We start from the raw sequence: 23,272 nt of genomic DNA, 5'->3' as shown, positions 1-23,272 counted from the left end.
AGATAGGGGCGCTTGGGCGCGAAGGCAAAAGGGAAATTTCAGGCGCGGACGGTGGCGCGCGGACCCAGCATGCCCGTGCCGCCTATCGGCCTACCGTCGACCGACAGCGCCAGCAGGCGGCGCGGCTCGAACGGGCCGGGGCAGTCCCAGCCGCCGGTGCCTTCGGCCGAAAAGCCCCAGAAGCGGCCATAATATTCCGGATCGCCGATCATCATCAGCGGATCGCTTCGCCGCGCGCGGGCGGCCGCGACGACCGCGTCCATCAGGGCGCGGCCGTGGCCGGCGCCCTGCACCGCGGGGTCCACCGCGACGGGGCCGACCATGATGAGCGGCGTCCGGCTGCCGTCTTCATGGGCGAGCGCGACGGGCCAGCTTTGCAGGGAGCCGATGAGCCTGCCCTCCCCATCCCGCATGCCGAAGGAGAGTTCGGGCAGCCAGGGCATGCCGTCGCGAATCAGATAGGCGGTGCGACCGTGCCGGTCAGGGCCGAAGGCCGCGTCAAGCAGTTGCTCGACCGCGTTCCGCGACATCATGTTGAGGGGCACTATCACAGACACGTCTTGCCGATCCGTCCTCAATGGCGCATGGACGCGCCGAGAGCGGCGGGCTTTAGCGCGTGGCTCGCAAAATAAAAGTCTAAACTGGGGCCGGCCCGCGGCAGGGACGGCCTGAATGTGGCGAGCTATGAACAGCGGATTTGACGATTTCCTGACGTTGGAGGTGAATAATCTGGACGTGGATGTCCTGACCGGCATCTATTCGGAGGAGACGCACCTGCCGCAACCGCTGCGCATATCGATCAGGGCGCGGCTGAAGATCGCGGACCATTACGATCCCGACACGCCGCTGTCCCGGTCGAAAAATTACATGGACCTGAAACATGCCGCGACCGCGGCCCTGCCGGAAGGACAGCATTTCACGCTGATCGAGGCGGTGGCCGATCATATCATCGAGACGATCTTCCTCCAGGACGACAAGGTGACCCATGTCGAGGTGAAGATCGTGAAGCTCGCCCTCAGCGAGAAGGGCGAGGAGATCGGGATCACCATGGGGCGCGGGCGGAGATAGGGCGGTTTCCGGGCGATCGGAACCGATCGCCCGTCATTCCCGTCGCTACCCCTTGATCAGGCCGATTTCCCGCAGCCGTTCGGTCAGATAGTCGTGCGCGGTTATGGGCGGGTCGCGGCGGGGATGCGCCGCATCGACGCATTGGGGCAGGGCGTCGATCAGGAAGTCCGGCCGCAGGTGCAGGAAGAAGGGCATGGAATAGCGCGAATGGCCGCGCCGTTCCGGCGGCGGGTTGACGACGCGGTGGCTGGTCGAGGGCAGGCGATGGTTGGTCAGCCGCTGGAGCATGTCGCCCACATTGATGGCGAGCGCGCCCGGCGGCGGAAGCACGGGCAGCCAGTTGCCGTCCCGGTCCCTGAGTTCCAGCCCGCCTTCCTCGGCGCCCAGCAGCAGGGTGATGAGGTTGATGTCCTCATGCGCGCCGGCGCGGATGCCCGGCGCTTCCGGCGAGACGGGCGGATAATGGAGCAGGCGCAGGATCGAATTGCCGTTTTCGATGGGCTTGTCGAACCAGCGCTCCTCCAGCCCCAGATATAGGGCGATGGCGGACAGCAGTTCGGCGCCGACGCGGTCGAATTCGGCATAGAGGCGCGTGAACGTCTCATGGAATTCCGGCAGCTCGTCCGGCCAGACATTGGGCGGCATGCTTTGCGCCAGCGGATCGCCTTCGGGCAGGTCGCGACCGACATGCCAGAATTCCTTGAGGTCGTTCTCGCTCGCGCCCTTGGCGATTTCCACGCCGAAGGCGGTGTAGCCGCGCTGGCCGCCATTATATCGGGCGTCGTAGCGGCGCTTTGCCTCCTCCGGCAGGGCGAAGAAGCGGCGGGCGAGCGCCCAGCCCCGGTCGATCAGCGCCGGGTCCATGCCATGGTCCTTCACCATGGCGAAGCCGAAGCGCTGGAAGGAGCCGCCGAAGGCGGCGGCGAAGTCGGCCCTTTCCATATTGCCCAAGGACAGGACAGGCACTTGTCCCAGCAGGGATTGCGACACGTGATTCTCCGAAATTCAACTGGACCCGCCCAGGCGCGCCGTCCTGGCGCCGCCGGGCCATGCGCGCATCCTTGATCGTCCTTCGCGGCTGATGCAAGGAGAAGCCATGAACTATTGGCTGATGAAATCGGAACCCGACGCCTTTTCCTACGACGATCTGGCCGCAAAGGGGAAGGCGGAGTGGGACGGGGTGCGAAATCATGCCGCGCAAGGCCATATGAAGGCGATGCGCAAGGGCGATCTTGCGATCTTCTACCACAGCAATATCGGGGTCGAGGCGGTCGGCATCATGGAGATCGTCGAGGAAGCCGCGCCCGACAGCACGGACGGGACAGGCAAGTGGGTGGCCGTGCATGTGGCGCCGAAGGAAAAGTTCGCCAAGCCCGTCACGCTGAAGACGATGAAGGCCGATCCGAAGCTGGCCAATATGGTGATGATACGCCAATCGCGCCTTTCCGTGTCCCCGCTGACAGCGGCGGAATTCAAACATATCCTTGATTTATCAAAGGATTGAGTTGGCGGTTGCGGGAAATGCAATCGTTTCGCCTTTGTTTGCGATTGTCGTTTTAGCGCGGCGCACCATAAATCGGCATCAACAGAAAAGAATATTCCAGAGGTGTTTGATCGGCATTCACAAGGAGTTTACCCATGCGAATGCTGTCCAAGTTTGTCCTTTCCGCCCTGTTCGCCGCCGGCGCCGCCAACGCTCCCGCCCATGCCGAAGACGCTGCCAAGCAGAAGTTCACGCACGAGGGCTACACCTATGTGTATGACGTCAAGGACACCAAGACCGGCAAGGTGATTTCGGGCCGTCGCTATTCCGACGCCGTCGCCTTCAACCTGTCGGTCAAGAATGGCCGCGTGTCGGGCGTTTCCGGCGGTCAGTCGGTGGCCTTCAAGGTCGATGAGGCGCGCGGCGCGGCTGCCGAATAAGCCTTGAATGTCTTGAAGACATGAAAAAAGGGCGGCTTCCCATCGGAAGCCGCCCTTTTTCGCGCCTGTCAGCGGCAGCGACGCTTGCTGTCGATTTCCTTGCCGAGCAGCGCGCCGCCGGCGGCGCCCAGGATCGTGCCGGTCGCGCGGTCGCCGCGGGTGTCGATGGCGCGGCCGACCAGAGCGCCGCCCACGCCGCCGACGATCAGGCCGGTGGTGCCGTTGGACTTGCGGCAGTACATGCGGCCGTCGCGGCCGCGCCATTCGCGATATTGATAATGGCGGCGGGCGTTGGCGCCATCCGTCGGGATCGCCATCGAAGCGGGAATGGCCAGCGAGACGGCGGCCATGGCCATAAGGGCTTTACGCATTTTTTCTCCTCCAAAAGACGTGCTTTGATCGTTCAACCCGCGCATATTGATGGAGGTTGCATGAACCTGCGACAACGACGCATCATGTTGTTTTTCCCGGCATAAATTTTGAGGCAGGGCGATGGACGGTTGCGATGAAGCGGCAGCGGGGGCTTTGATCCGCCTCCTCGACCTTGCGCCGCATCCGGAGGGGGGATGGTTTCGGGAAAGCTGGCGGGCGGCGGCCGGAGCGGGCGAACGGGCAGGCGGGACCGCGATCTATTTCCTGCTGGAGGCGCATCAGGCTTCGCACTGGCACCGGGTCGACGCCGTCGAGCACTGGTTCTGGCATGCCGGGGCGCCGCTCACCCTGTCGATCGCGGACGAAGGAGGGGCTGCACGGGACATGCTGCTGGGCGGGGACGTGCTGGCGGGGCAGCAGCCGCAAGGGCTGGTCCCGGCCCATCATTGGCAGGCGGCGCGGCCGATGGGCGGATGGACGCTGGTCAGTTGCGTGGTCGTGCCGGGCTTTGAATTTTCCGGCTTCACGCTGGCGCCGCCAGGCTGGTCGCCGGGCGGCTGAACCATGCGGAAAAATTATCCACACTTATCCACAGCTTTAGCGGGAGGCGGTCTTCAGGGTGCAAGATTCCGCTTTGAGCGACTCGCTTTTGGTGAGAGCATCCTCTTATCGGAAAGACCGGGAGACAGAGCGATCTGGATGCCAAAGTCGATGAGAAATCAGCGACTTGAAGGAATTTTCGAGCGTCGGGAAAGAAGCATGGACCGGAAGGAAAATGCGGAAATCCGATGGTTCTCAATAGACGGTGCCGTGCACGCGCGAAAGTGAACGTCGGGCATCGAATAAAGAGGACAGGCTGCGGGAGAACGGCCGACCGGCCGGGCAAACGGAGCCGACACGATAGCAAAGCCTTTGAGGCGGACCTATCGCACGCCGAGTCCGATGATCGCATCTTGAAAGAGAAGCGGATCGAGAGACGCGACGGAAGTGGGGACCGGCAGAAATGCCGGCCCCCATTTTGTTTTTGGGGCCAGGGCGCGCTGCGTCAGATTGCGCAGGTCGCGCTCTGAAACATGATCAGCGGGCGCGATGGGCGATCCAGTGGGCGGCGTACAGTGACAGCGCCAGACCCGAAGCCAGCCAGATCAGGAGGATGACCGCCATTGCCGTGCGGCTTTTGGGGCGGTCCGACAGGCGTTGCGCTTCGGTGCGGAACTGCGCCATCAGCGGCGCGGGAATGAGGCGGATCGCCAGGGCGATGCCGAGCGGCAGGATGATGAGATCGTCCAGATAGCCCAGGATCGGGATGAAGTCCGGGATCAGGTCGACCGGGCTGAGCGCGAAGGCGGCGACGGCGGCGGCGACGAGCTTTGCGGCCGGGGGCGTGCGCCTGTCGCGAGCGGCGAGCCACAGGGCCATGATGTCGACCTTCAGCGCGCGGGCCCAGTTTTTCAGGCGTCGATATGCCATCGGGCGAGTATAGGGCAGGTGGCGTGGAATCAGAACCTGTCGGTTCGGTTCGGGCTGTGCGGAATGTTTCGACAGGAGGACTTCGGCTTCGTCCGGCCTCACCCCGGCATGAACGGTTCTGGAAGTCATGGTGCCGGCTGAGGGGATCGAACCCCCGACCTTCGGTTTACAAAACCGCTGCACTACCGCTGTGCTAAGCCGGCCACGTGGCGGTTTCCCTAGAGAAGCCAGCATTTCCGGTCAACGCAGAAAACGCGAATCACGCGACCGCAATCGGTCAGGGGTGGCACATGAGGTGGCACATTCTGTTCGTGAGTCGTTCGCATATGAAAACGGGCCGGAATGCGCCGCCAGAACAGCGCAATGCGCTCCCTGTTGGCCACACAGGAGGAGATTATGGCTCATCTGACCGCGAAGGGCAGGGAGTATCATGAGGCGATCACCACCCTGGATAGCGAGAGGGCGGCGAATGCCACGCTGACCAGCGATGCAGAGCACCTATATGACGTTCTGGACCGGCTGGTGCACCAGTTAATGGAGGATCGGGATTTTCCTCTAGAGCATAAGTTTTCACCACTAGGCTCAGCCCTCGCAACGCTTCACGATCTCCAGCAACATGCCATGCCTCGTTGCGTATGTGCTGTTACCTATGCGAAGCCCGGAGAATGAAAGGCCCTCATGATGGACGGTAAGGAACAGGTGAGCAGGCTGACCACATCGCAGCGGGCAGCGTTGATCAAGATGTTTAAGATCGGAAACAATCCCTATGGCTGGGCTGCGGCTGACATCGGCGCGGCAGGACGAACCATGGCTTCCCTTGAGCAGGCAGGCTATTTGGTCGGCGGGAACATGTACGGCAGCAAACAGCGGACTTACAGGTATTCCGACAAAGCCATTCGTATCCGCGCTGCCCTGATAGAACAACAGCAATGACCGCCCCCACCCGCTTCCTCCTAGGCGGCATTCTCATGCTTGCTGCTATGGGGATAGCGATTATCGTTTATGGGGTGGGGCATTAGGGCTGCTGTGCCCAATCCTTGATCCTGCCCTTTTGGGGAGGGTTGCTAACCGCCTGATCTGGCGTCATGCCTTTCCGTATCCGGTAAGCAATTGTGTATTGGGATATCCCAAACTTCTTCTCCGCCGCTCCTAGAGAAAGTCTTTCGCCAAAGAAAACGTTATACCTCGGGGGTCGTATCGCCCGTTCAACGTCATCCCCCCTTGCGATCCTAGAAATTAAAGCGCTTGGCGTTAAACCATATTGTGAAGCGGCTTCATTTATATGGATATTATTGCCATTAATTTGAATGGTCCTCGATATATCTCGATTTCTGGTATTCTCCACGTGAGAAACAAATCTACAATTTTCTGGAGAGTATCCCGATGAATTATCTTTCCGATCTATCTCCAGAGATTCATCAAAACCATTAGCAAATGCCCAATCCTTGAAAACATCAAACGAAGACCATTCTTCGCAAACTGAAATTCCCCTTCCACCGTACCTGGAATAACGGTGATCTTTTGGATCGGTGCAGCGCTTATGCATGCCCCGCCAAACGCGCATTATCCTAGTTGTCGACCACCCATCCCTCGTCTTAACGATGCATCCGCATGATTTAATTGATCCAGCTATCACATGGGATAATCGAATTTCTTTGCTAGAGCCGCAATCACATACAAAGAGCCACCTTGTATGGCTGCCTATTTTTGGCATTCTTCGGATGGCTACTAGCTTGCCATATCGGATGCCTGTAATATCGATTGAAGCTGGCATGCTAAAACCTCTTAGCTGCTGGTAAGGGGTTCACGCTGGTTGCAACAACGTGGACCCCGTTATTCTTAACCTATTCTTCGAAAAAGTCACGTAAATATGCGAGCGCGTTGCGACAGTCGCGGCCGGCGCTCAGCGCGTCCACCAGAAATTGCGCTACTTCCTTGTCGCTGTTCCCGGCAGGAGGCGCAGGCTCAGCGGCACAGGTCAGGCGCTCTTTCGGCGGTGTGATACGCTCAACGTAAACCTCTTTGCCGCCGCAAGCGGTCAAGCACCCCAGCAACAGCGGGGCCAGCATCATTGCCCGGTTGAGCCTCATCGACAATCTCCTGTAGCTCGGTGATTTCCTGCTTGGTCTTCGCCTGCCGCGTCATGTCGGCCAGCGTTGCAGCCAGTTCCGCCTGCGTGGCGGCGCGTTTCACCTTTTCGGCTGCCAGTTCGACCTTGGCCGCGTTCGCCGCGTTCGCGTTGCTCTTCCCCTGGCAGTATCCCAGCGTGAAGCATATGAAACTAGCGCCGACGACATAGGCAACCATTTGCAGGTTGATGCCAGTGACCAGCGATTGGGCCTTGTCGATGAGGCGGGCGATCACGCGCTCAAATCCTTCCAGATCGCGCAGGCGGCGAGGATCAGGATACCGACCACCGAACCGGCGCCCATGAAGAAGCCCGCGACGAACATCATTGGCTGATCCTCTCGATGGTAGCGGCCTTATCGGAACTGCCCTTGGACGAACCCAGCCAGAAGCCGACCGCGAGCATGACGACGTTCTTAAGCGTCTCCTCCAGCCCTTCAGACCAGTGGTTGAACAGCGCGTAGCCGAAATAAGTCATGATCACGGCGGTGATGATGACGCGGGGGAGGTCTTTGGCGGTCATTGCCCGATCCTGTTGGCAATCCAGCCGTATGCGAATTGTTCTTGACTGGCATTCTTCTCCGCCAGTTCGACATATCGGGCGCACTGAAGGCCATCCAACGCCTTGCGCAGCACTTCCCCGCCTTCCGCCCCGCGCTTCTTCATGAAGCCTTCCAAGGCGTGCAGGGTCATCGGCCCGATCATCCCGTCAGTGCCGATGTCGGGATAGTCCGTAGCCCCCCGGTTCAGCACGTTGAGCGCCCGCTGGAGGAATTTCCCAGCAGTCGCAGGCCCCATGTTCACCGCCGTGTCGAATAGTTCATCACCGATCGCCGGACAGATGGCCGAGACCTGATCGAACTTAGGGCCGCTCCAGTAGCGGTTCTTGTAGATCGTAGCCGCAGCGGAGCGGGGCAGGGCCTTCATGTCGCCAAAATAGCCCCATGCCCGCGCTACCTGTTCGGTGATGCCGTAGTTCGTGGGGCCGCCGCGATCTGCCGGATGATTACTGTATCCGCCTTCGCGACGGATCACATCGTCAATGAGTGCGTCTACGTTCACAGCCCCACCGCCTTTCCAACCAATGCAGCAACACCCCCAAGAACCCCGGCAGGGATCAGCCAAGGGATCGTCTTGATAAGGACCGCACCAAGGGACAGTGCGCCCTTGCGCTGGTTTTCGATGGCTTCCAGCGCTGTGACGCGGACGTTCAGAGCCGCGATGTCCGCCTTGTTTTCCTCCACCGCAGCGGGGAGGTGGGCCGATCTATCAACCGCCCTGGCTAGATCTTCGAACTTCTGCGCGAGGTTGTTTACCGTATGAACCACCTCACGCATTTGTCCTTCCATGCGTCCTACCGCCAATGTGAGGGATTGATCATCGGGCATGGATAACATCCCCACTAAAACAGTGCCTTGATGCAGATTCAGGTGCGGTCATTTGCAGCCCCAACTAGATGAGTATCGCGCACGAAAAAGGGCGCCGAAGCGCCCTGATTGCATCCGAATTTGTTGGAATGTCGCCGGTTACAGCAGGTCAAGTTTCGCCGGCGTCGGTGCGCTTATGGTTTCTGTGCCAAGATGTAGAAGTATGGGTCATCCGTTCGCCCCTCAGCAGCGACCAGAAGCCCCATGCCATCGACAATCGCCCGCAGCGATGCGGCCGAAAAAAAGTTGATATGCTCGCGCATGGGGACGAACCCGAATGGTGGCAGCATTCCCAATTTTACCCGAAATGCCGTCGAGTAAATATCGGCAAGAAGAAGTAGTTTCGGGTTCCGGGATAGCCAGGAGACAAAGCGATTTCCTGGCCGCATTGGAGTGATGCGCGTCCATAGCTGGTCCGGCACTTCAAGATACAAATAGCCGCCAGCGCGAAGCAGTGACAGCATATCTTTCACCATCGCTGCCGGATCGGTCACGTGTTCCAACACCTGGGCACAGGTGATCAGGTCAACCTCCGATGGAAGCGCATTCCGCTCCTTAATGATTTCCACGCCGGGTCGCGCAGGGACATTGGAGGGATCGAAGGAAACCCGTTTTGTGGCTGGGAGGCTCGAAATCATCGAGCCGTCGCCGCCACCAAAATCTATTACCGTTTCGAAAGATCGGTCACCCAATAGCTTCGCCAGGTGAACGCGGCGTTCTTCCGAACTCATGTGTTCCGTGAGACCATCGTGAACCGCCCTGGTATAAAATGGCTCGAAGCGATTGCGTTCTACAAAGTATGTTTCATCGCGGTATGCGCTATAATAGGCATCGCTCTCCGTTTCGCTGAGGCCGCGATCATAGAAACGAACATCACATTCGATGCAGCGATACATCATGCATGGCTGGGGGCCGGTCCCGAACGCCTTAAATGCCAGATAGGGCGACACCACAGTATGCTCGCCGTCCAGCGCCTGACCTCCGCAGCAGATGCAGCCGTTGGAATGTCGAGCAAGATGCGATGATGCTAACATAATTCCCCCCACTTTGAGCCGACAATAACCTGCTGAAGGCTTGCCATGTCAAGGTGAGGTAATAGTTAAAACAAGATAGAGCTTTGGCCTATTTGCGCCCGTATAGCGAAACAATGGTGCCATCCACAAACGACCCGCCAAGAAGCATGACGAGGATAGACGTTATCGCGGCTGTATTTTTCCAGTGTCCGCCGAATACCGCCATATAGGTGTCGCCTGCACCCCCGCCAGTCGCTTGGGCGTTCACCACCTTCATGAAGGTGGCGCCATTATAGTCCCCTATAGCTATTTCCGATAAACCGCTTAGGTTCGCGGTTGATGTGGCCGCAGGAATGGCGCCGCAATAAAGGGAACTTTGTGTTTCGCTTCCATCCGAGAATGCGCCACTAACCGCACGCCCGGTGCGGACGTATGAATAGTTATTACCGGAGTCACCATTGAAGCGCAGGCGAACTTCATCGAAGTTGTTGCCGGTTCTGGTAGACCTACCACGAACCACGATGATCAGATCTCTGTACGTAGAAGGCAGGGAAGAAAACGTGACCGTTGCCTGAGTCCCAGAGGTTACGACCTCCTGAATTAGCGCGAGAGAGCCGCCGCCCAAGTTCGACTTCTTCACCTTGCGCGAATTGCCGGCAGCGGTTTCGGTCTCAATCCAATCGTTGTCACCAGGGGCAGTATCCTCGGTAAAATCACTGATCTTCTTGTTCGCCATCAGGCGGTCCTTTCTCTAAAAACACGGACATCTGATCCAGATTGCATGTCTCCTGCCGGAAGGCGGACATCGGAACCGGACTGCATGTCACCAGCAGGGAGGCGGGAATATTCTATGTAGGCAGGCGTACCGATCGTCGTTCCCGGAGCCGTCGCGCTGACGCTTACCGATCCGGTTGTGGCGGTGACGGTGCAGGTGACGACATGCCCCACATCGCCAGCCTGATATGTGTAGCTGGCGCTCGTTGCGCCGCTGATCGGCGCCCCGTCGCGGGTCCATTGGTATGTGGTGCTGGCGCCGCGATGGGAGAAATTGACCGTCGCCGTATCACCCTGCGCGAAGAAGCCGCTATCGGTCGAGATGGCCGGATCGGTAATGAAGGTGTCAACTATAATGGGCTGGGAGAAGTCATCTACAAAGTTGTCGTGAGTGCCGTCCTCTGCCACCAGTTCGGCGCCAATGCGAATGCTGCGGGTGTTCGGGGGTATCAGCGAGACCGGCAGCGTGATCAGCGTCCAGGCCGATGCAACCGTGTTTGTTGGGGAATAGGCGGTGGAAATAGTCGAGCCGCCGCCATCGAGGAACGTGGCGAATATCCGGCCAGTGTCGTTCCCAAAGCCTGCAATGCCCGGATTATGGTAGCAGGAGACGTTTGAGAGCCACGCATCGCCCGCGTCCACCTGCGCCCAATTGGCTGATGGGATTGGAATGACTTGGCCGAAAGTGACCGTTCCACCCCCACCTATGGCGCTCAACATGTAGGACCCGTCATGCGGAATGATCGTCTGATCCCCGCCGAAATATGTGCCGGTGACGCTCCCCGTTCCTACGAGATTCGCCCAAGGTGACAGCGATCCCGATTCAAACCCGTTGTTCAGCAGCAGGAAGGGCCGCTCGAACAGGAAGGGGTTGATCACCATGCTCATGTGCGATGGCCGATCAAAACGACCTTGAGGCCCGCGCCCGCTACGGTGGACCCGATCTGGTCTATGTCGATGGTGATTTCAGCGTCATCTGCCAGTGATGCATCGGATATAACGGCGGCCGTTGCTGCGGTCGTGCTGGTCTTTTCGCTCGCATCAATAGAGAGCTTGGTCGAGAGGATCGACGTTCCCCCTTCATTGATGTCGACAACCAGAGTTGACCCCGTGGGCGCTGTTGTGACGCTGGCCCTCACCGCCGTCAGGGTGAAGGCGTAGGGCATCCGCAAGGTGACTTTCGCCGTTCCGGTGGTGAGCGCCGTGGTCTCATCCGAGCAAGCGATGACAAGGCTTTCAGTCGGTTTGATTGCTGTGTCGTCAGCGGCGAGCGTTGTGCCGGAAAGGGAAAGCCCGGTTCCAACGGTCAGGAATGCAAGCCCACTGGCGCTATCATCCCAAAAGATGATCCGGTCAGCGTCAGGGTCCGCGAGAGACGCAAGGCTGACAACCATCACATCCTGCGTGATCGCTTCGGCCTGATCCATGCGCACCAGCAGGGAGGTTATGTCGCCTGATACGCTCCCGCCGATCAACTGTACATTCTCGATTACCCGGCGCGTGGTGCCGCCATAGGAAATCTCCAGGCAGCACTCGTCCTGATCGGTGTAGAACTCGAAATAGCCGGTGCTGTCCGTGGTCAGCGGGTTATCAACCGGCGTGGTCAGGCCTTCGTCAGAATAGATCGTCAGTTCCGTTCCACCATCCGCCGATGGGGCTGTCAGGACCGAGACCGAAGCGTTCGCAACAGGCTTGCCGGTGACAGTGTTCTCCACCGTCTCGAAATAGTGCGCTACCATGACTCAGACCCCAATCGAGAAGATGACCATCGGCACGGAATTGCCGGTCTGCTTTTTGACGATGGCGCTGGATAGGCCATGGCTGGTGACGTAGATCGATGCGTCACTGGTGCCGTCATCGCCCTCAACCCAAGCCTTCGCCCAAGAGGTGTAGGTCGTGTTGTTGCCATAGGCGACGCTCTGGCTGCTTCCGTCCGAACCGGTCAGGGTCAAGGCGCGCCACGTCATGATGAAGCCGCCACCGAGCGGTATGGAGCCAGATGTGCCGGAACCGGAAACAGCCGGCGCCGCTTGCCCGCCAATGTAGCTCAGCATGTCCGCTGTGTTCGCCTTGCCCAGCAGCGTACGGGCCGCGCTGGTGAGGTTGAAGGTCGCAGGGGCGTCGGAGCCGGTGAAGTACAGGCCCTTGTCGGCTGCAACCGTGAGGGCCGCAATGGCCGTCAACAGCGCGTCCAGCGGCTGATAGGATGCGCCGCCAATGAACGTCCCGTCCGTCAGAGCCGTGGCAATGTCGGCCATAATCTGGCGGATTGCGTTGTTCACGTCGCCCGGTGGTGTGCTGCCTTCCGCGATGGAGGCGCCCCCGACGCTCGTATTATCTGCTGGCGTGGTGCTGTAGTCGGTGATTGCCAAAGCGGCCTCCCAAAAGAAAAGCCGCCCCGAAGGACGGCTTGGCAGGTGGTTGGTGGTGAAAGTTGTCGCCTATTTTCATCAAGCAGATTGAACTGTAGCACTTGACTACATGTAGCTACGTGCTACATAAGTGGCATGAAGCAGGTCACCTATACCAAGTCAGCCGCCAAGACGCTCCGCCGCATGCCGTCGAACGTCGCTAAGCTGATTATGGCAAAGGTTGACCAATATGCCGCTGACCCTGCTTCGCTCGCGAACAATGTCACCAACCTCAAGGGTCGTGACGGCATTCGCCTTCGAGTGCAGGACTGGCGGGTGATCATGCTGGACGGCGTGGTAATTGAAGTGCTGGAAATCGGTCCACGCGGCGGCATCTACGATTGAAGGAGGACGATATGGGCGAAATGATTACTATCCCGCTGGACGAGTATAAGCGCCTCCAGGGCGCGGCACATGACCTTGAGGATATTCGCATTCTTGACCGCGTGACGGCTGCTCTTGCCGCTGGTCATGAGGAGACTATTCCGGCTGAATATGTCGCTCGCATGGTCGGTGGTGAAAGCCCGGTTCGTGTATGGCGTGAGTATCGGGGCTTGAGCCAAGCTGCATTGGCGAAGGAGTCCGGCGTGAACCGCGTCCAGATTTTGGACATCGAGGCTGGGCGCAGTTCAGGTTCGATTGCAACGCTCAAAAAACTGGCGGATGCTCTCAATGTTGCGTTGGATGATCTTGCATAAGCAGTTTAACGCCAGATTGAGTCTCATCCCTCGATAGGATAGGGGTGGGGCGTGGACATCAACTGGCAGATAGTCGCCGCGTCAGCGGGATTTGCGGGCATGCGCGCCCTCATGTTCGAATACCGGGACTGGAAATCCCGCCGCACAGAAATCCCGCTCGACTGGAACCCGCGCACCCAGACATACGAACCCGATCTGAAGCTGCGTCGATGGGAGCGCTTCGGGAAGATAGCGGCTTGGGGTGCGGCAGGTGCGATGTGTTTCCTTGGATACAATGCAGTGGCCAACGGCTGGTTTAACTGACTATTGGCCATAATACTGCACCGCGCCGACGCTCCCGAATAGGCCAGGAAGCCGTGCGCGGTTGACCATGATGTCGCCTACACGGGCGACCGATTCGGGACGTTGAGCAAGAAAGAAAGCCTCTGCCGCAGCCCGTCCAGCATCGCTGTACAGGGGCGCGTTGATCGCATTCCGCACAGCATCGCGAATAGGCCCACTAGCGCGGCCCGCCGTTCCGCTGTCTGGAACTGTGGATGGTAAGACCCGCTGTCCAGCCCGAGACAATTCAAAGAACGGTCGATCCGTTGTTGACTGCCTCCCACCAAAGCGCCGCGCATTGGAATAGGCGGCATTGGTAAGCTGGGCCGGGGTGAAAGTGCCAAGCCCCGCGTTTCGAGCAGCACCCACCGCATCTTCCAGAACCCTACCGCCCCGATACGCTCCATTCGCGGCCCTATAGGCCTCGACCGTGCCAGGGCTTTGCCGCTGTACTAAACCTTCCAAAGCCGCAAGGGCATCAGTTAGCGTGTTGGCCGCGTCGGGTCCAACGGCGTCCTGTGAGTTGCCGAAACGAGTTCCCCGCCGTGTCAATTCTTGGCTGGCCTGCTGCATCCCCCGACCAGTCATTATATCGTTGGGGCCGACAAAAGGCTCAATGCTGCGGCGGATCGAGTATTCCGCTTGGTCGCCTATTGCGGGGAGTCCACGGGCATCCGAAAGGCTGCGGCCTAGATCGGCAACAAATTGAGGATCGTTGACATCGAACGTGCGGCCACCCAACGCTGCGTCATAGGCTCTCCCAACTGCGCCCCGCGTTGCGTTTACAGCCTCTTCGCCCACAACTCCGGGCGGGATTGCTTCACCTACTGGTGCGAGATTTTGGCGGAAAGCCGTTTCGTTGAAAGCATCCAGGCCGCCCCGACGCATTTCGCCAATTCGATCACCAATGCCCTGATACCCGGCAAGCCTATCCTCCCGCGTCTTGAGACGACCGCCAGCCGCCTGTCCCGGGGTGAGGGGAATGCCTTGCTCACGCAGGTAGCGCGCTGCGTCGGCAAGCTGGCCGCGGGCGCCGCGCAGACTTGCGCCAACGCCTCGGAAGACCCCTCGCCCTGCAATCCCACCGCCGACTCCCTCTAAGGCGCCTCTGAAACCACCCCACAAGCGATTGTCGTTATTCTCGCCTGCGCCATAAAGGCCGCCATAGAGCGCATCCTCGGCCAATAGGCGAGGGGCTAGCGTAGACGCTTCTGCTGCGCCTCCGATGCCAAACCGGGATAGGGCGGTTCCCGGCGCGGCGAGGGCCATCGCCCCACCTGTGATGTTGCCCAGCATATCGGCGGTGGGATTGGCCTCGCTCAGCAGGCTCTTGCGGGCGTTGTAGGCATCACGGGATTGCGTGTAATCGCCACCAGTCAGCGCAGACAGGCTGCCCGCCAGCTCATCTGATAGGCCTGCGGTGAAGCCATTAAAGCCCCCACCAAAATAAGACCCGACTGGAGAAGCCGACAGCGCTCCGAATGTATTCGGATCAGCCGTTCGCATTAGATCCACCGACACATCACCGCGATAGGGTTTGCCCCGCTCTGACGGGTTATCCCTGATGAATTGCGCCGCAGCCTCTAAGCCCTGTGTCTGGCTGTCATCAACGCCTTTGGAGCGCAGATAATTGCGGATTTCCTCAACGGAATGACCCGCGCCAAGCAATGCGCGGACTTCATCGTTGACGCCTTTTAGCGCCGGGTTCGGCCCAACATTGCCTCCGCTTGGGTCAACCTCCATCGGAGATGAACCGCCGCCAATCTTGGGCATGGCGGTCACGATTCCATATCGCTCTGCAACCTTCGGGTCGCGATAATCAAAACCGTCCGACAGGGCCTTAATGTTGCGATAGTGCCTTTCTACCGCGTTCAGGTTCTCCATCAAGCGGGCAGGGTCTTGCGTTTGCCCAAGGGCGGCAACGCTATCCCGCAACAACGATCCTTCCTTCTCGGTAAGAGAACCAAGACCGGACGCGCCCGTGGGAGACGCCTGCTTAAGCTGCGCCAGCTTGTCGAGCGTTAGGCGGGACGAAATGGTGTTGAGCGACCCAGCGAGGTTCAACGCCGATTGAGGCTGGAACATCTCAGGCAGGCGTGCCCAATAGCCTGCGGCACCACCGTTCTGAAGGTCGGCCTTCGCTCGCTGGATGGCGAACAGAATTTCGTCGTTGGCAAGATTCGACTGCGCCTTCTGCTGCTCTGGCGTTGCGGTGGCCTGCTGCGCAGCAAGGTCGCGGCGCTTCTTTTCATTGTCCAGGCGCAGCGCTTCAAGCTGAGCGGGGGTCAGCGCCGCCTGACGCGCCTCATCAGCCGCAGTTGATCCAATCTGCTGCTGAAGGCGCTGGACCTCGAATGGCAATTTAGGATCAGCCGGCCGCGTCTGGATCGTCATCCCACCAGACGGACGCGAAGGCGCCTGCCCCGCTACAGCGTCATTTTCCCACCAATTCTGTGCCATCAGTTCTTGGTCCTCACGCTGCCATCAGGGGCGATGTACGTCTTGCCGGATGGAATCTGATTATATTCAGCCTGGCTGGTGATCCGGACGGGAGTGTCCCAAAGCGGATGGCCGGGCTTGAAGGTTGACGCACCCTGCATCGATTTGAACTGGTCAAGCGACATGAAGCCGCCTTGCTCCGCAGATGGTAGGGAAGGGGTAGACTGAGGCGATGGCCCCATGACGCCGCCCATCTCGCTAGGCCGGATAAACCGTAAACCCTGCGAACCATCGGCGCCATATGTCGGGACGGCCTGGAACGGATCAGCGGCATTTTGGGCCTTCTGACGGATCAATTGTGTGCGCTGGTCCGGGGTGAAACCGCCAAGATCAAGCAACTGCTCAAACTCTGATGGCGCTCGCGGCATGGGGTGGGCGACGGTGTAATCCCGCTGCCGCTGGAAATCCGCCCAATCATCGGCGCGCTGCTGCTGACGCATCTTCTCCTGATAAGCCATCGCCTGCCGCTGCTGCATCAACGGGCCGAAGGTAGGACGCAACCCGCCCAACTGCATGAGCGCGTCACCGATGGCGCCCGCGATACCGCGACCGACACCGCCCTGTCCGAAGAATGACGGCTTTTGCTGCTCCGGCGCGGCGGATGGAAAACCAAGCCCCGGTGCGCCAAGCGGCTGCGCACCGGGAAGGCCGTCGCCAATGCCCGGCGTCTGATAAGCGGGAGGCGGGCCAAACAGGCCGCTCTTGAAGTTCACAGCCATTATTTGAAGCCTCCCCCGGCCCATGCCGACAGTGCCGAGCCGCCAAGCGCCGCAAGCGTGTTGCCCAGCCCGGATTTCTGCGTCGTGGTCGAATAGGGGCTGAACAACCCACCGACCCCAGACGCATACTGGCTGGCCGCATCAAGTGGGGTGGAATAGGCCCCGAGCAGTTGCAGCATCGGGTTGATCTGGATCGTGTCCGCTGCCGCGAGCGATGGAGACTGGCCCGCCGCCGTGGCCATGGCATTGCGCTCATTGGAATAGTCGCCGTAGCGCAGATTGCTTTCGTTCTTCGCAAGCTCGCGGGCGATGATCTTGGCATAGTCGCTGCCCCCGGTCAGGCCGCGTGTCCCAAGGCTCGACTGCACCGAATTGGTGACATCGTTGTTCGTGTTGTCGATGATCGCCTGCAAATGCGGGTTGCCGTTGAGATACTTCCCGGACAGGACATCGGTGTTGTACCCCTGCGCCGCGTTCAGCGCCGGGTTGCCCTGCTGATATTTCTGGATCACCGCCGGCAGGAGCGAGGTGACGCTATCGGTTGCGTCCTGAATAGCCCCGGCATTGTCGTTGTACGCACCCTGGAGGTTGTTCGCCGCGCCAAGCAGATATGGCTGGGCCGACTTCCAAGGGGTTGTAGACGACTTCGATTTCTTGCTCATGCCAGCACCTTTTCAAGCCCGGTAAATCCATTTTGACACCCGATGACCCGCCAGCCTGGGAGCAAGCGGACCCATCCCCGGCGCCCGTAGATGCGCGCCGCCTTCATTCCTTCGTCCCGGAACCATTCACAGATCATATCGGCCAGAGGGGCGGCCCATTCCTTGGCCTCAGAGCCGCCGCACAGGATGATTTCGCCGTGGCCTGCGTCAGTAAGCCTTGCCGTGGCTACTGCTCTCAGATGCCCCTCATAGACCGCCCAAACAGCCTCACTGGGCGCGAGAACCGGAACGCCGCCGCGACGTGCGGCCGGTTCAAGCAGCGCCTTCATTTTGAGCCAGTCGGGATGGGAGAGGGGATCGGCAACTATGCCAATTCTCACGTCACCCGAACCATGACGACAGAGCCGTTCCGGTAGAAGCCGCCGACAGGAACGCCGCCAGCAGCAGCAGCGGCATCATCAGCATAGTCCGCAAGGCTGGTTATCTTCGCGTCCTGCATCAACAAATAGTTGATCGCCTGCGCCAGCCTCCGGTAGGCATCCTTGCCGTTGCCATCGACAGGGACGCGGTTCCAGGTCACCGCGCGCCGCCCTGTTCGAACTCATAGTCCAGCGCCTGGATATAGTCCCAATCCACCCCCGCCGCGATGTGCAGAGAGGTCGAGATATACCGGCCTGAAGCCCTGATCGGGATACGTCCCGATGCCCGCAAAGTCGAAGCGGTCGAAATGTTGTTGCCGTCACCAAGGCGTTGTTTGGCGTTTGCGGTAACGGTCATCCCCGAAGTGCCGTCCCAAACCGGACGGACATTGCGCAGACGAGCGCGACGACCGTTCGCCAGTTCATTATAGCCCATCTCGATTTGGGCTTCCAACGTCGCTCCGGCAAGCGTGCCGATGGCGTTGGTTGCGTCCAGCAGGTAGAGCTTCGGATTGCCACCGGTCCAGCGCGGATCGTCCAGACTGAACGGCATGCTGTCCAGATCGGTGTAGCCAAGCCCCTCCAGATCATCCAAGCCCACCGAAGTGGTGAAGCCGGGGAACAGGCCCTTGGCCGTCAGGACGATGGTCGACCAGCGATCCAGTTCGAAATTATAGGTCCACATCGTGCCCGGAGCGCCGGGGACCAGCCACATGACCAGCTTGTTCTGCGGATCGACGGCGGTGTAGATATTCTCCAACTGATCCCGCGAAACGAGGCGGTCAAAGGTCCGGTCCACCTTCTCGGAGCCAATTGGGCGAAGCGCCTGACCGTCATCCAAGGCCATGAACCCCCTGTCCGACCGGAAGAAGATGGACCGCCCGGCCTGCGCAATGGTAGCCCCCGCCGCGCAGCCGAAATTGCTGGATACCTCATCGAACTGAAACGGCGCGTCCGAATCCCCGGTGCGGGTCATGCGCACCAGCCGTTCCCGCTGGAGGATGATCCCATATTCCCCGCCGCAGATTCCCATGACCGAACCACCGGTATTCATGGGCTGAAACCCGGATTGATTGACCGCTGGCGTCCATGCGGTGTGATCGTCAAAGGCAGACCACTGCACCCGGTTGATATTGCCGTCCGCCTGCCCGATGACGACGAAATCGCCTACAACCGCAACGCTTGTCCCGGTGGGCGCGTCGGCAATGACCGAAGCCGTGCTGGTGCCCAGATCAACCTGCAGTGTGTCACCGCCGTTGACCGCGACCGTATATTCCTTGAACTGCGCGAACCTCCACCGCTTCGGCGCGGTCAAGCTGTCCAGCAGCGAGGTCCACGAAAAGTCCGCGTTGAGGCGGAATAGCTCGCTTTCCGTCCCCGCCAGCAGATAGGCATTGCCGTTCGAAGCAATGGCCGATGCACCGCCCTGGAACGGGGCCGCAAGAGCGTCGGACAGCGTTTCGATAGCCCCAACCGATCGATAGCCGTCCATCGCCGGAAAGACGTTCTGCGCCTTCAGCAGAACCCCGCTATTCTGTGACTGATCCGGCTTGTATTCCGGAAGCGGGATGCGCGTGATCACACCACCACCGGGGACCGCATGCGAATGGGGCCGGACATGCGATAGCGATTGCCCTGGAGGTTCACCTCATCGATGATGCTCATCAGTTCGGCGCGATAGGTCGTGGCGGCCTCCAAATCCTCCAGCCACACGCTTGCCTGCATCAGCGTGGCATAGACGTAGGCGTCCGCATTGCCCGACAGGAGCCAGTTCGTCTGGTTGGCCGGGGAGAGGGGAGGAATGCGCGCCAGATAGGTGGCATAGATCGTATATTCCCCGTCAGGCATCGGTCCGAAGTGAACCGCCTGCTCACTGATGCAGAAGGCCTGAGGGCGACCGCTGGTCCCGGAATAATCCGAATGCAGGACGTTGAGCGAGGCTTGGGCCAAGGGATAGCCATCGTCCGCCACGAAACGCGCCGCACGAAGCTGCCTGTAGTCCACAGGGAGGGCTACGGACTGCTCACCGGCAGTCGTGGTCATGATGATGCTGGTTTCGCGCTCAGGGGTCGTGCAGAGGCGATTGAGGCGATATTCAGCCTGGCGGATGAAGGTCGGCACCTGCGCCTCGCTCTCGCCGTCAAGTTCAAGGTGCGCGATGACATAGGCGACCAGGCCGTCATAGGTCTCAATGTCGAAGGCATCAGCCAGCGCAATCGCAATCGCCATGGGCTACTCCGCTGCTTCGAGTTGCTCGATCTGGTTGCGGTATCGATCCGCCAATTCCTGATGCTTGGCGGTCCAGCGCTCGCGATGATTGTTCGCGTGGGCGTTGGTCAGGATCATTTCCCCGATATGGCCGACTTCCCATGACAGGCCGTGGTCGCAGAAGATTCTTGCGCCCGCCTCGCGGCACTTGCCGAAAAAGAACACGTCCTCCCCGATCATGCCATGCTTGCCCTGCGTGGCCTTCATTTCGAACAGCGGCATGAAATTGCCGTCGCCGTTCCGCTCGGCATGTATCTGGAGCATGTCCAGAACCGTCATGTTCATCAGGCAGACGCCGAAGCCCAGATGAGCAACTTCCTCCAGATCGCCGCCCTGCGCCTTCTCCAGCGTCGTGTAGACAAGGTTCTTGATGTCCTCGCTGTCCTCGTTCCTGTCGAGGCGGCATGCGGTTGGAGCCGTTGGGGTGGACCGACGCGCATAGTTGGCGCCGACTACATCGACATTATGCGCCAGCAGTCGGGGGATCGTATCGGCCGGGAACACATGATCCGCGTCCAGCCAAAGCAGATGGGTCGCCCCCCAGGACAGGGCCTCGCCTACAAGCCGGTGGCGGCTCTCGGTCAGCATCGAGCAGGAAACCATGAAGATTTCCACCTCTCGCGGGATGCTGTTGCCCTCATGGTCCAACAGCTTGCATTCCATGAAATGGATCAGCGCTTGGGACAGGGAGAGGGTGAATTTCGCCTTGGTATCCCCGTAGCAGGGGATGCAGATGGCCAGACGGATCATATGGACCCTTTGCATGTGCGATAGCAGGCATTGTCGGGGTTATTGGCCCATTTCTTCCAAGCCGCTTCGTCGTGGAACCAGCCTTCCGCGAAGGCCTGGTTGAGAACTTCCTCAGGGATCAACGCCACGCGGCGCATGTCGAGCGGAGGGCTATCGCTCCACATCTCCTTGGCCGCGTTGATCACCGGCTCCACGTCCTGCCGGGATTCGATGAACCGCTGGCTGTCCTGCTCATGGTAGATCAGCTTGCGACGGCTATCCGTCACAAGATCAAGGAGAGCGGATTTGCTCATGATGCCTCCGGAAAGGGGAGGGGCGAACCTAAGCCCGCCCCTCCATTGGCTTACGAGGTGGCGAGGTCGAAGATCGCCGCGTGAGCATCCGGCGCCCGCATCTCCAGCGTGTATTCGCTGATGATGTCGCGGGTCACGGCGTCACCGACGCGGCCCAACTCCTGCGGCTCGAAAGCCCGGAGATAGGAGACGGCAACCTTCGTGGTATCGACCACGAAAGCATCGCGTCCCCGCTGGGTGCGGTTCGGAACGACCTTCAGCGTGCCGAAGTCGGAGGCGTAAAGCTCCGCAGCACCCTGCACCGTGCCGATGTTCACGTTTTCACGCGCAGTCGCACGACCGGTGAAGGTCGAGAACTTCTGCTTGTTGAACGATCCGACCAACACCAGCGAGGGTTCGCCGCCGTCATCGAAGGCATCCTTGATGGCGTCCTTCAGCATGTCTTCGGTGAAGGTGCGGATGTCGCCGGCCGTGCCATCGGTTGCCGCCGCCGTGGCTGCGGTGGAGTCGGCGCCGGCCGTGCCACGCGAGCCATTGCCGCTGATCCAGGCATTGAACGAACGGAGCTTGCGCGCCGTGGTCGTGTTGCCCGCGACCTGACCCTGATTGCCCAGCAGGATCGATTCCATATCCTTGCGCAGCACCAGCGACTTTTTGGCCATCTGATAGGCCATCATGTCGTCAATGCCGGCAGGATTGGTCGCCCGCTGCGTGCCGGTCACGGTCGCGTCACGCGAACTGATCTGGCAATAGTTCTGGAGGCGGGACGGGGTGCCGGAAGTCGAACGGGTCAGCGCGTCACCTTCAAGGCGGGCGTTGGTGGTGTTCGTGGCCTCCAGCGTATCCAGCGACCATTCGTGCAGAACGGCGGTGGCCTTTGTGCGGGGAACAGCCGACATGAACGGCGTGTCGGCGGGCGAGATGCGATAGACGGTATCAGCAAGGTCTTCGCGGTTGGTGGTCACGTCATAGGTGGCGACCGCACCGGTAACTTTCGTCATGGTGTGATGTCCTTATCGGAAGATTTGTTTGAACATGGCGGCACCGGCTTCGATGCTGCCTTCACGAGACAGTCGCTCAGATGCTTGCTGACGGCGTGCGGCCTTCTGTGCGGAACGCGGGCTGGAGACCCCCGGCTTGATCGCCGGACCAGCAGGTTTCGGCTTCGGCGTGGCCTTTTCGGCCTGCCTCAACTGGTCATATTGCTGCGCTTTCCAGTAGGCGAGGATATGCCCCAACGGGATGTCCTTGATATTCTCAGGCGAGAACATCGAAGCATCCACACCATTCTCCATCGCGTATTTGAACACGCTATCGAAGATGGCCGCCGCCTTGGTCTGGTCCTTGATGTCGGGGACCAGTTCAGCGAATTTGGGCGCGTATTCCTCGTTGTGGCTGGTGAGCCACCGTGCGGCCTCGGCCTGTTGGGCTTCGACCTGTTCCTTCTGGAGGGCTTCCCGCTGTTCCTTGAACTGAGCGATGGCCCCGGCAGTCTGTTTCCACTGCTGGTGAGCGGCAAGGAATGCCGCTTCGTTGAATTGCTGCGTTCCATATCCGAAAGCACGCGGATCGGGTTCGGGCGTCTGGTACAGGGCCTCTACCGTCTCGAAAGCCGAAATAAGCTCATCGCGTCTGGCGCTCGCCTCGGCACGCACGGAATCAGCTTCCTTGCGGGCGTTGGCGCTCTCCTGGAACTTCGCCTGAACCGCACGTTCGCGCTCTCCCTCACGGTTGGCCAGAAAGGCCTGCGTTTCGGGTGGGAGTTGCGACCACTGTTCAGCTTGGTCCGCAGGCCATGAAGGCGGCATTGGCTGGGCGTCTTCCGCTGCCTCAGGCTCGTCTTCCTGTGCTTCGGGTTCACCTTCAGCCAGTTCGGCGTCGGGTTCGTCCTCAGCGATCTCTTCGGGCTGCTCCTCACGGGCGAAGCGTCCGCTTTCATCGCGGGGCTGCGCTGCCACGGGATTGTCGAACGCCTTGAAGGCATCCGCCGCGCTTGCGAGTTGCACATTGGGGTCCGTTTCTGCTGCCGCGAGCGGCTGGGCAGTGTCCATCGTCCAT

General features: G+C 60.1%; 34 protein-coding genes and 1 tRNA gene. 9 read left to right on the top strand and 26 right to left on the bottom strand.

The window, feature by feature from the left end; all coding sequences use genetic code 11:
• Nucleotides 1-38: 38 nt before the first annotated feature.
• Entirely contained in the window at nucleotides 39-533 is a 495-nt protein-coding gene (locus K7W03_RS14520; RefSeq protein ID WP_173676450.1) for a GNAT family N-acetyltransferase, read from the bottom strand.
• Between the two features lie 151 nt (nucleotides 534-684).
• Between K7W03_RS14520 and K7W03_RS14515 the strand changes: the two genes are divergently transcribed.
• On the top strand, nucleotides 685-1,068 hold the full coding sequence (locus K7W03_RS14515; RefSeq protein WP_025551250.1) for a dihydroneopterin aldolase: 384 nt from the start codon (nucleotides 685-687) through the stop codon (nucleotides 1,066-1,068).
• Between the two features lie 45 nt (nucleotides 1,069-1,113).
• Here K7W03_RS14515 and K7W03_RS14510 read toward each other — a convergent pair whose 3' ends face one another.
• Nucleotides 1,114-2,058, bottom strand: a complete 945-nt coding sequence (locus K7W03_RS14510) for an isopenicillin N synthase family dioxygenase (protein WP_222886644.1) — start codon at nucleotides 2,056-2,058, stop codon at nucleotides 1,114-1,116.
• 106 nt (nucleotides 2,059-2,164) lie between these two features.
• Between K7W03_RS14510 and K7W03_RS14505 the strand changes: the two genes are divergently transcribed.
• Together K7W03_RS14505 and K7W03_RS14500 are read left to right on the top strand one after the other, a co-directional pair.
• On the top strand, nucleotides 2,165-2,572 hold the full coding sequence (locus K7W03_RS14505; protein WP_222886643.1) for an EVE domain-containing protein: 408 nt from the start codon (nucleotides 2,165-2,167) through the stop codon (nucleotides 2,570-2,572).
• Nucleotides 2,573-2,712: 140 nt separating this feature from the next.
• Entirely contained in the window at nucleotides 2,713-2,991 is a 279-nt protein-coding gene (locus K7W03_RS14500) for a hypothetical protein (RefSeq protein WP_222886648.1), read from the top strand.
• A 68-nt stretch (nucleotides 2,992-3,059) separates the two neighbouring features.
• On the opposite strand, the gene K7W03_RS14495 is transcribed toward K7W03_RS14500, so the two are convergent.
• A complete protein-coding gene (locus K7W03_RS14495) occupies nucleotides 3,060-3,362 on the bottom strand; it encodes a glycine zipper 2TM domain-containing protein (RefSeq protein ID WP_025551246.1) in 303 nt (100 codons plus the stop codon).
• A 121-nt stretch (nucleotides 3,363-3,483) separates the two neighbouring features.
• On the opposite strand from K7W03_RS14495, the gene K7W03_RS14490 reads away from it, so the two are divergent.
• On the top strand, nucleotides 3,484-3,924 hold the full coding sequence (locus K7W03_RS14490) for a cupin domain-containing protein (RefSeq protein ID WP_222886642.1): 441 nt from the start codon (nucleotides 3,484-3,486) through the stop codon (nucleotides 3,922-3,924).
• Nucleotides 3,925-4,440: 516 nt separating this feature from the next.
• Here the strand turns inward: K7W03_RS14490 and K7W03_RS14485 are convergent.
• Together K7W03_RS14485 and K7W03_RS14480 are read right to left on the bottom strand one after the other, a co-directional pair.
• Entirely contained in the window at nucleotides 4,441-4,833 is a 393-nt protein-coding gene (locus tag K7W03_RS14485) for a YkvA family protein (protein WP_140042940.1), read from the bottom strand.
• Between the two features lie 128 nt (nucleotides 4,834-4,961).
• Nucleotides 4,962-5,036: transfer RNA gene (locus tag K7W03_RS14480), tRNA-Thr, on the bottom strand.
• A gap of 193 nt (nucleotides 5,037-5,229) precedes the next feature.
• On the opposite strand from K7W03_RS14480, the gene K7W03_RS14475 reads away from it, so the two are divergent.
• Complete coding sequence (locus K7W03_RS14475) at nucleotides 5,230-5,502, top strand: hypothetical protein (protein ID WP_222886641.1); 273 nt, start codon at nucleotides 5,230-5,232, stop codon at nucleotides 5,500-5,502.
• Between the two features lie 9 nt (nucleotides 5,503-5,511).
• Nucleotides 5,512-5,766 (top strand): hypothetical protein, encoded by a 255-nt coding sequence (locus tag K7W03_RS14470; RefSeq protein WP_222886640.1) that lies wholly within the window; start codon nucleotides 5,512-5,514, stop codon nucleotides 5,764-5,766.
• Between the two features lie 82 nt (nucleotides 5,767-5,848).
• Here the strand turns inward: K7W03_RS14470 and K7W03_RS14465 are convergent, their stop codons facing one another.
• From K7W03_RS14465 to K7W03_RS14420, 10 genes are all read right to left on the bottom strand, one after another.
• Nucleotides 5,849-6,607 carry a hypothetical protein gene (locus K7W03_RS14465; protein WP_222886639.1) on the bottom strand — a complete coding sequence of 253 codons (759 nt, stop codon included), beginning with the start codon at nucleotides 6,605-6,607 and terminating at the stop codon, nucleotides 5,849-5,851.
• 233 nt (nucleotides 6,608-6,840) lie between these two features.
• Complete coding sequence (locus K7W03_RS14460; protein ID WP_222886638.1) at nucleotides 6,841-7,197, bottom strand: hypothetical protein; 357 nt, start codon at nucleotides 7,195-7,197, stop codon at nucleotides 6,841-6,843.
• An 88-nt stretch (nucleotides 7,198-7,285) separates the two neighbouring features.
• The gene (locus K7W03_RS14455) at nucleotides 7,286-7,483 is read right to left on the bottom strand and encodes a hypothetical protein (RefSeq protein WP_222886637.1); all 198 of its coding nucleotides are present in this window, start codon (nucleotides 7,481-7,483) and stop codon (nucleotides 7,286-7,288) included.
• Entirely contained in the window at nucleotides 7,480-8,022 is a 543-nt protein-coding gene (locus K7W03_RS14450) for a glycoside hydrolase family 108 protein (protein ID WP_222886636.1), read from the bottom strand. The genes K7W03_RS14455 and K7W03_RS14450 overlap by 4 nt, the downstream gene beginning before the upstream one ends.
• Nucleotides 8,019-8,348, bottom strand: coding sequence for a hypothetical protein (locus tag K7W03_RS14445; protein ID WP_222886635.1), 330 nt, complete (start codon nucleotides 8,346-8,348; stop codon nucleotides 8,019-8,021). The genes K7W03_RS14450 and K7W03_RS14445 overlap by 4 nt, the downstream gene beginning before the upstream one ends.
• Nucleotides 8,349-8,521: 173 nt before the next feature.
• The gene (locus K7W03_RS14440; protein WP_222886634.1) at nucleotides 8,522-9,337 is read right to left on the bottom strand and encodes a class I SAM-dependent methyltransferase; all 816 of its coding nucleotides are present in this window, start codon (nucleotides 9,335-9,337) and stop codon (nucleotides 8,522-8,524) included.
• A 172-nt stretch (nucleotides 9,338-9,509) separates the two neighbouring features.
• The gene (locus K7W03_RS14435) at nucleotides 9,510-10,136 is read right to left on the bottom strand and encodes a hypothetical protein (protein ID WP_222886633.1); all 627 of its coding nucleotides are present in this window, start codon (nucleotides 10,134-10,136) and stop codon (nucleotides 9,510-9,512) included.
• A complete protein-coding gene (locus K7W03_RS14430; protein ID WP_222886632.1) occupies nucleotides 10,136-11,062 on the bottom strand; it encodes a hypothetical protein in 927 nt (308 codons plus the stop codon). The genes K7W03_RS14435 and K7W03_RS14430 overlap by 1 nt, the downstream gene beginning before the upstream one ends.
• Nucleotides 11,059-11,913, bottom strand: a complete 855-nt coding sequence (locus tag K7W03_RS14425) for a hypothetical protein (RefSeq protein WP_222886631.1) — start codon at nucleotides 11,911-11,913, stop codon at nucleotides 11,059-11,061. The genes K7W03_RS14430 and K7W03_RS14425 overlap by 4 nt, the downstream gene beginning before the upstream one ends.
• Nucleotides 11,914-11,916: 3 nt before the next feature.
• Nucleotides 11,917-12,546, bottom strand: a complete 630-nt coding sequence (locus K7W03_RS14420; RefSeq protein ID WP_222886630.1) for a hypothetical protein — start codon at nucleotides 12,544-12,546, stop codon at nucleotides 11,917-11,919.
• 135 nt (nucleotides 12,547-12,681) lie between these two features.
• Between K7W03_RS14420 and K7W03_RS14415 the strand changes: the two genes are divergently transcribed.
• From K7W03_RS14415 to K7W03_RS14405, 3 genes are read left to right on the top strand one after another with little or no spacing between them, the layout of a single operon-like run.
• A complete protein-coding gene (locus tag K7W03_RS14415) occupies nucleotides 12,682-12,930 on the top strand; it encodes a type II toxin-antitoxin system RelE family toxin (protein ID WP_222886629.1) in 249 nt (82 codons plus the stop codon).
• Nucleotides 12,931-12,941: 11 nt separating this feature from the next.
• The gene (locus K7W03_RS14410) at nucleotides 12,942-13,283 is read left to right on the top strand and encodes a helix-turn-helix transcriptional regulator (protein ID WP_222886628.1); all 342 of its coding nucleotides are present in this window, start codon (nucleotides 12,942-12,944) and stop codon (nucleotides 13,281-13,283) included.
• A gap of 51 nt (nucleotides 13,284-13,334) precedes the next feature.
• Complete coding sequence (locus tag K7W03_RS14405) at nucleotides 13,335-13,586, top strand: hypothetical protein (RefSeq protein ID WP_222886627.1); 252 nt, start codon at nucleotides 13,335-13,337, stop codon at nucleotides 13,584-13,586.
• Here K7W03_RS14405 and K7W03_RS14400 read toward each other — a convergent pair whose 3' ends face one another.
• The 11 genes from K7W03_RS14400 to K7W03_RS14350 are packed head-to-tail and all read right to left on the bottom strand — an operon-like array spanning nucleotide 13,587 to nucleotide 23,265.
• Nucleotides 13,587-16,064, bottom strand: coding sequence for a hypothetical protein (locus K7W03_RS14400; protein ID WP_222886626.1), 2,478 nt, complete (start codon nucleotides 16,062-16,064; stop codon nucleotides 13,587-13,589).
• Nucleotides 16,064-16,822, bottom strand: coding sequence for a hypothetical protein (locus K7W03_RS14395; protein WP_222886625.1), 759 nt, complete (start codon nucleotides 16,820-16,822; stop codon nucleotides 16,064-16,066). The genes K7W03_RS14400 and K7W03_RS14395 overlap by 1 nt, the downstream gene beginning before the upstream one ends.
• On the bottom strand, nucleotides 16,822-17,484 hold the full coding sequence (locus K7W03_RS14390) for a hypothetical protein (protein WP_222886624.1): 663 nt from the start codon (nucleotides 17,482-17,484) through the stop codon (nucleotides 16,822-16,824). Before K7W03_RS14390 ends, K7W03_RS14395 begins: the two co-directional genes overlap by 1 nt.
• Nucleotides 17,481-17,813: a hypothetical protein gene (locus tag K7W03_RS14385; protein WP_222886623.1), complete on the bottom strand. Its 333-nt coding sequence runs from the start codon at nucleotides 17,811-17,813 to the stop codon at nucleotides 17,481-17,483. Before K7W03_RS14385 ends, K7W03_RS14390 begins: the two co-directional genes overlap by 4 nt.
• 47 nt (nucleotides 17,814-17,860) lie before the next feature.
• Entirely contained in the window at nucleotides 17,861-18,064 is a 204-nt protein-coding gene (locus K7W03_RS14380) for a hypothetical protein (RefSeq protein ID WP_222886622.1), read from the bottom strand.
• Nucleotides 18,061-19,485: a hypothetical protein gene (locus tag K7W03_RS14375; protein WP_222886621.1), complete on the bottom strand. Its 1,425-nt coding sequence runs from the start codon at nucleotides 19,483-19,485 to the stop codon at nucleotides 18,061-18,063. Before K7W03_RS14375 ends, K7W03_RS14380 begins: the two co-directional genes overlap by 4 nt.
• Nucleotides 19,482-20,132, bottom strand: a complete 651-nt coding sequence (locus K7W03_RS14370) for a hypothetical protein (protein ID WP_222886620.1) — start codon at nucleotides 20,130-20,132, stop codon at nucleotides 19,482-19,484. The genes K7W03_RS14375 and K7W03_RS14370 overlap by 4 nt, the downstream gene beginning before the upstream one ends.
• A 3-nt stretch (nucleotides 20,133-20,135) precedes the next feature.
• Entirely contained in the window at nucleotides 20,136-20,921 is a 786-nt protein-coding gene (locus K7W03_RS14365) for a hypothetical protein (protein WP_222886619.1), read from the bottom strand.
• Entirely contained in the window at nucleotides 20,918-21,214 is a 297-nt protein-coding gene (locus tag K7W03_RS14360; RefSeq protein WP_222886618.1) for a hypothetical protein, read from the bottom strand. Before K7W03_RS14360 ends, K7W03_RS14365 begins: the two co-directional genes overlap by 4 nt.
• Nucleotides 21,215-21,264: 50 nt before the next feature.
• Complete coding sequence (locus K7W03_RS14355) at nucleotides 21,265-22,215, bottom strand: DUF5309 family protein (protein ID WP_222886617.1); 951 nt, start codon at nucleotides 22,213-22,215, stop codon at nucleotides 21,265-21,267.
• Between the two features lie 12 nt (nucleotides 22,216-22,227).
• Nucleotides 22,228-23,265, bottom strand: a complete 1,038-nt coding sequence (locus tag K7W03_RS14350; protein ID WP_222886616.1) for a hypothetical protein — start codon at nucleotides 23,263-23,265, stop codon at nucleotides 22,228-22,230.
• Nucleotides 23,266-23,272: the final 7 nt, after the last annotated feature.

This window comes from Sphingobium sp. PNB (genome assembly GCF_019873065.1).
GTDB lineage: Bacteria > Pseudomonadota > Alphaproteobacteria > Sphingomonadales > Sphingomonadaceae > Sphingobium > Sphingobium fuliginis.
This window is presented reverse-complemented; position numbering and strand designations above follow the sequence as displayed.

Bases quoted from the DNA above. Each gene is read 5' to 3' on its own strand.
- K7W03_RS14520 (WP_173676450.1), bottom strand. From the start codon at position 533: ATGATGTCGCGGAACGCGGTCGAGCAACTGCTTGACGCGGCCTTCGGC.
- K7W03_RS14515 (WP_025551250.1), top strand. From the start codon at position 685: ATGAACAGCGGATTTGACGATTTCCTGACGTTGGAGGTGAATAATCTG.
- K7W03_RS14505 (WP_222886643.1), top strand. From the start codon at position 2,165: ATGAACTATTGGCTGATGAAATCGGAACCCGACGCCTTTTCCTACGAC.
- K7W03_RS14500 (WP_222886648.1), top strand. From the start codon at position 2,713: ATGCTGTCCAAGTTTGTCCTTTCCGCCCTGTTCGCCGCCGGCGCCGCC.
- K7W03_RS14495 (WP_025551246.1), bottom strand. From the start codon at position 3,362: ATGCGTAAAGCCCTTATGGCCATGGCCGCCGTCTCGCTGGCCATTCCC.
- K7W03_RS14490 (WP_222886642.1), top strand. From the start codon at position 3,484: ATGGACGGTTGCGATGAAGCGGCAGCGGGGGCTTTGATCCGCCTCCTC.
- K7W03_RS14485 (WP_140042940.1), bottom strand. From the start codon at position 4,833: ATGGCATATCGACGCCTGAAAAACTGGGCCCGCGCGCTGAAGGTCGAC.
- K7W03_RS14475 (WP_222886641.1), top strand. From the start codon at position 5,230: ATGGCTCATCTGACCGCGAAGGGCAGGGAGTATCATGAGGCGATCACC.
- K7W03_RS14470 (WP_222886640.1), top strand. From the start codon at position 5,512: ATGATGGACGGTAAGGAACAGGTGAGCAGGCTGACCACATCGCAGCGG.
- K7W03_RS14465 (WP_222886639.1), bottom strand. From the start codon at position 6,607: ATGCCAGCTTCAATCGATATTACAGGCATCCGATATGGCAAGCTAGTA.
- K7W03_RS14455 (WP_222886637.1), bottom strand. From the start codon at position 7,483: ATGACCGCCAAAGACCTCCCCCGCGTCATCATCACCGCCGTGATCATG.
- K7W03_RS14445 (WP_222886635.1), bottom strand. From the start codon at position 8,348: ATGCCCGATGATCAATCCCTCACATTGGCGGTAGGACGCATGGAAGGA.
- K7W03_RS14435 (WP_222886633.1), bottom strand. From the start codon at position 10,136: ATGGCGAACAAGAAGATCAGTGATTTTACCGAGGATACTGCCCCTGGT.
- K7W03_RS14430 (WP_222886632.1), bottom strand. From the start codon at position 11,062: ATGAGCATGGTGATCAACCCCTTCCTGTTCGAGCGGCCCTTCCTGCTG.
- K7W03_RS14425 (WP_222886631.1), bottom strand. From the start codon at position 11,913: ATGGTAGCGCACTATTTCGAGACGGTGGAGAACACTGTCACCGGCAAG.
- K7W03_RS14415 (WP_222886629.1), top strand. From the start codon at position 12,682: ATGAAGCAGGTCACCTATACCAAGTCAGCCGCCAAGACGCTCCGCCGC.
- K7W03_RS14410 (WP_222886628.1), top strand. From the start codon at position 12,942: ATGGGCGAAATGATTACTATCCCGCTGGACGAGTATAAGCGCCTCCAG.
- K7W03_RS14400 (WP_222886626.1), bottom strand. From the start codon at position 16,064: ATGGCACAGAATTGGTGGGAAAATGACGCTGTAGCGGGGCAGGCGCCT.
- K7W03_RS14395 (WP_222886625.1), bottom strand. From the start codon at position 16,822: ATGGCTGTGAACTTCAAGAGCGGCCTGTTTGGCCCGCCTCCCGCTTAT.
- K7W03_RS14390 (WP_222886624.1), bottom strand. From the start codon at position 17,484: ATGAGCAAGAAATCGAAGTCGTCTACAACCCCTTGGAAGTCGGCCCAG.
- K7W03_RS14385 (WP_222886623.1), bottom strand. From the start codon at position 17,813: ATGAAGGCGCTGCTTGAACCGGCCGCACGTCGCGGCGGCGTTCCGGTT.
- K7W03_RS14370 (WP_222886620.1), bottom strand. From the start codon at position 20,132: ATGGCGATTGCGATTGCGCTGGCTGATGCCTTCGACATTGAGACCTAT.
- K7W03_RS14365 (WP_222886619.1), bottom strand. From the start codon at position 20,921: ATGATCCGTCTGGCCATCTGCATCCCCTGCTACGGGGATACCAAGGCG.
- K7W03_RS14360 (WP_222886618.1), bottom strand. From the start codon at position 21,214: ATGAGCAAATCCGCTCTCCTTGATCTTGTGACGGATAGCCGTCGCAAG.
- K7W03_RS14355 (WP_222886617.1), bottom strand. From the start codon at position 22,215: ATGACGAAAGTTACCGGTGCGGTCGCCACCTATGACGTGACCACCAAC.
- K7W03_RS14350 (WP_222886616.1), bottom strand. From the start codon at position 23,265: ATGGACACTGCCCAGCCGCTCGCGGCAGCAGAAACGGACCCCAATGTG.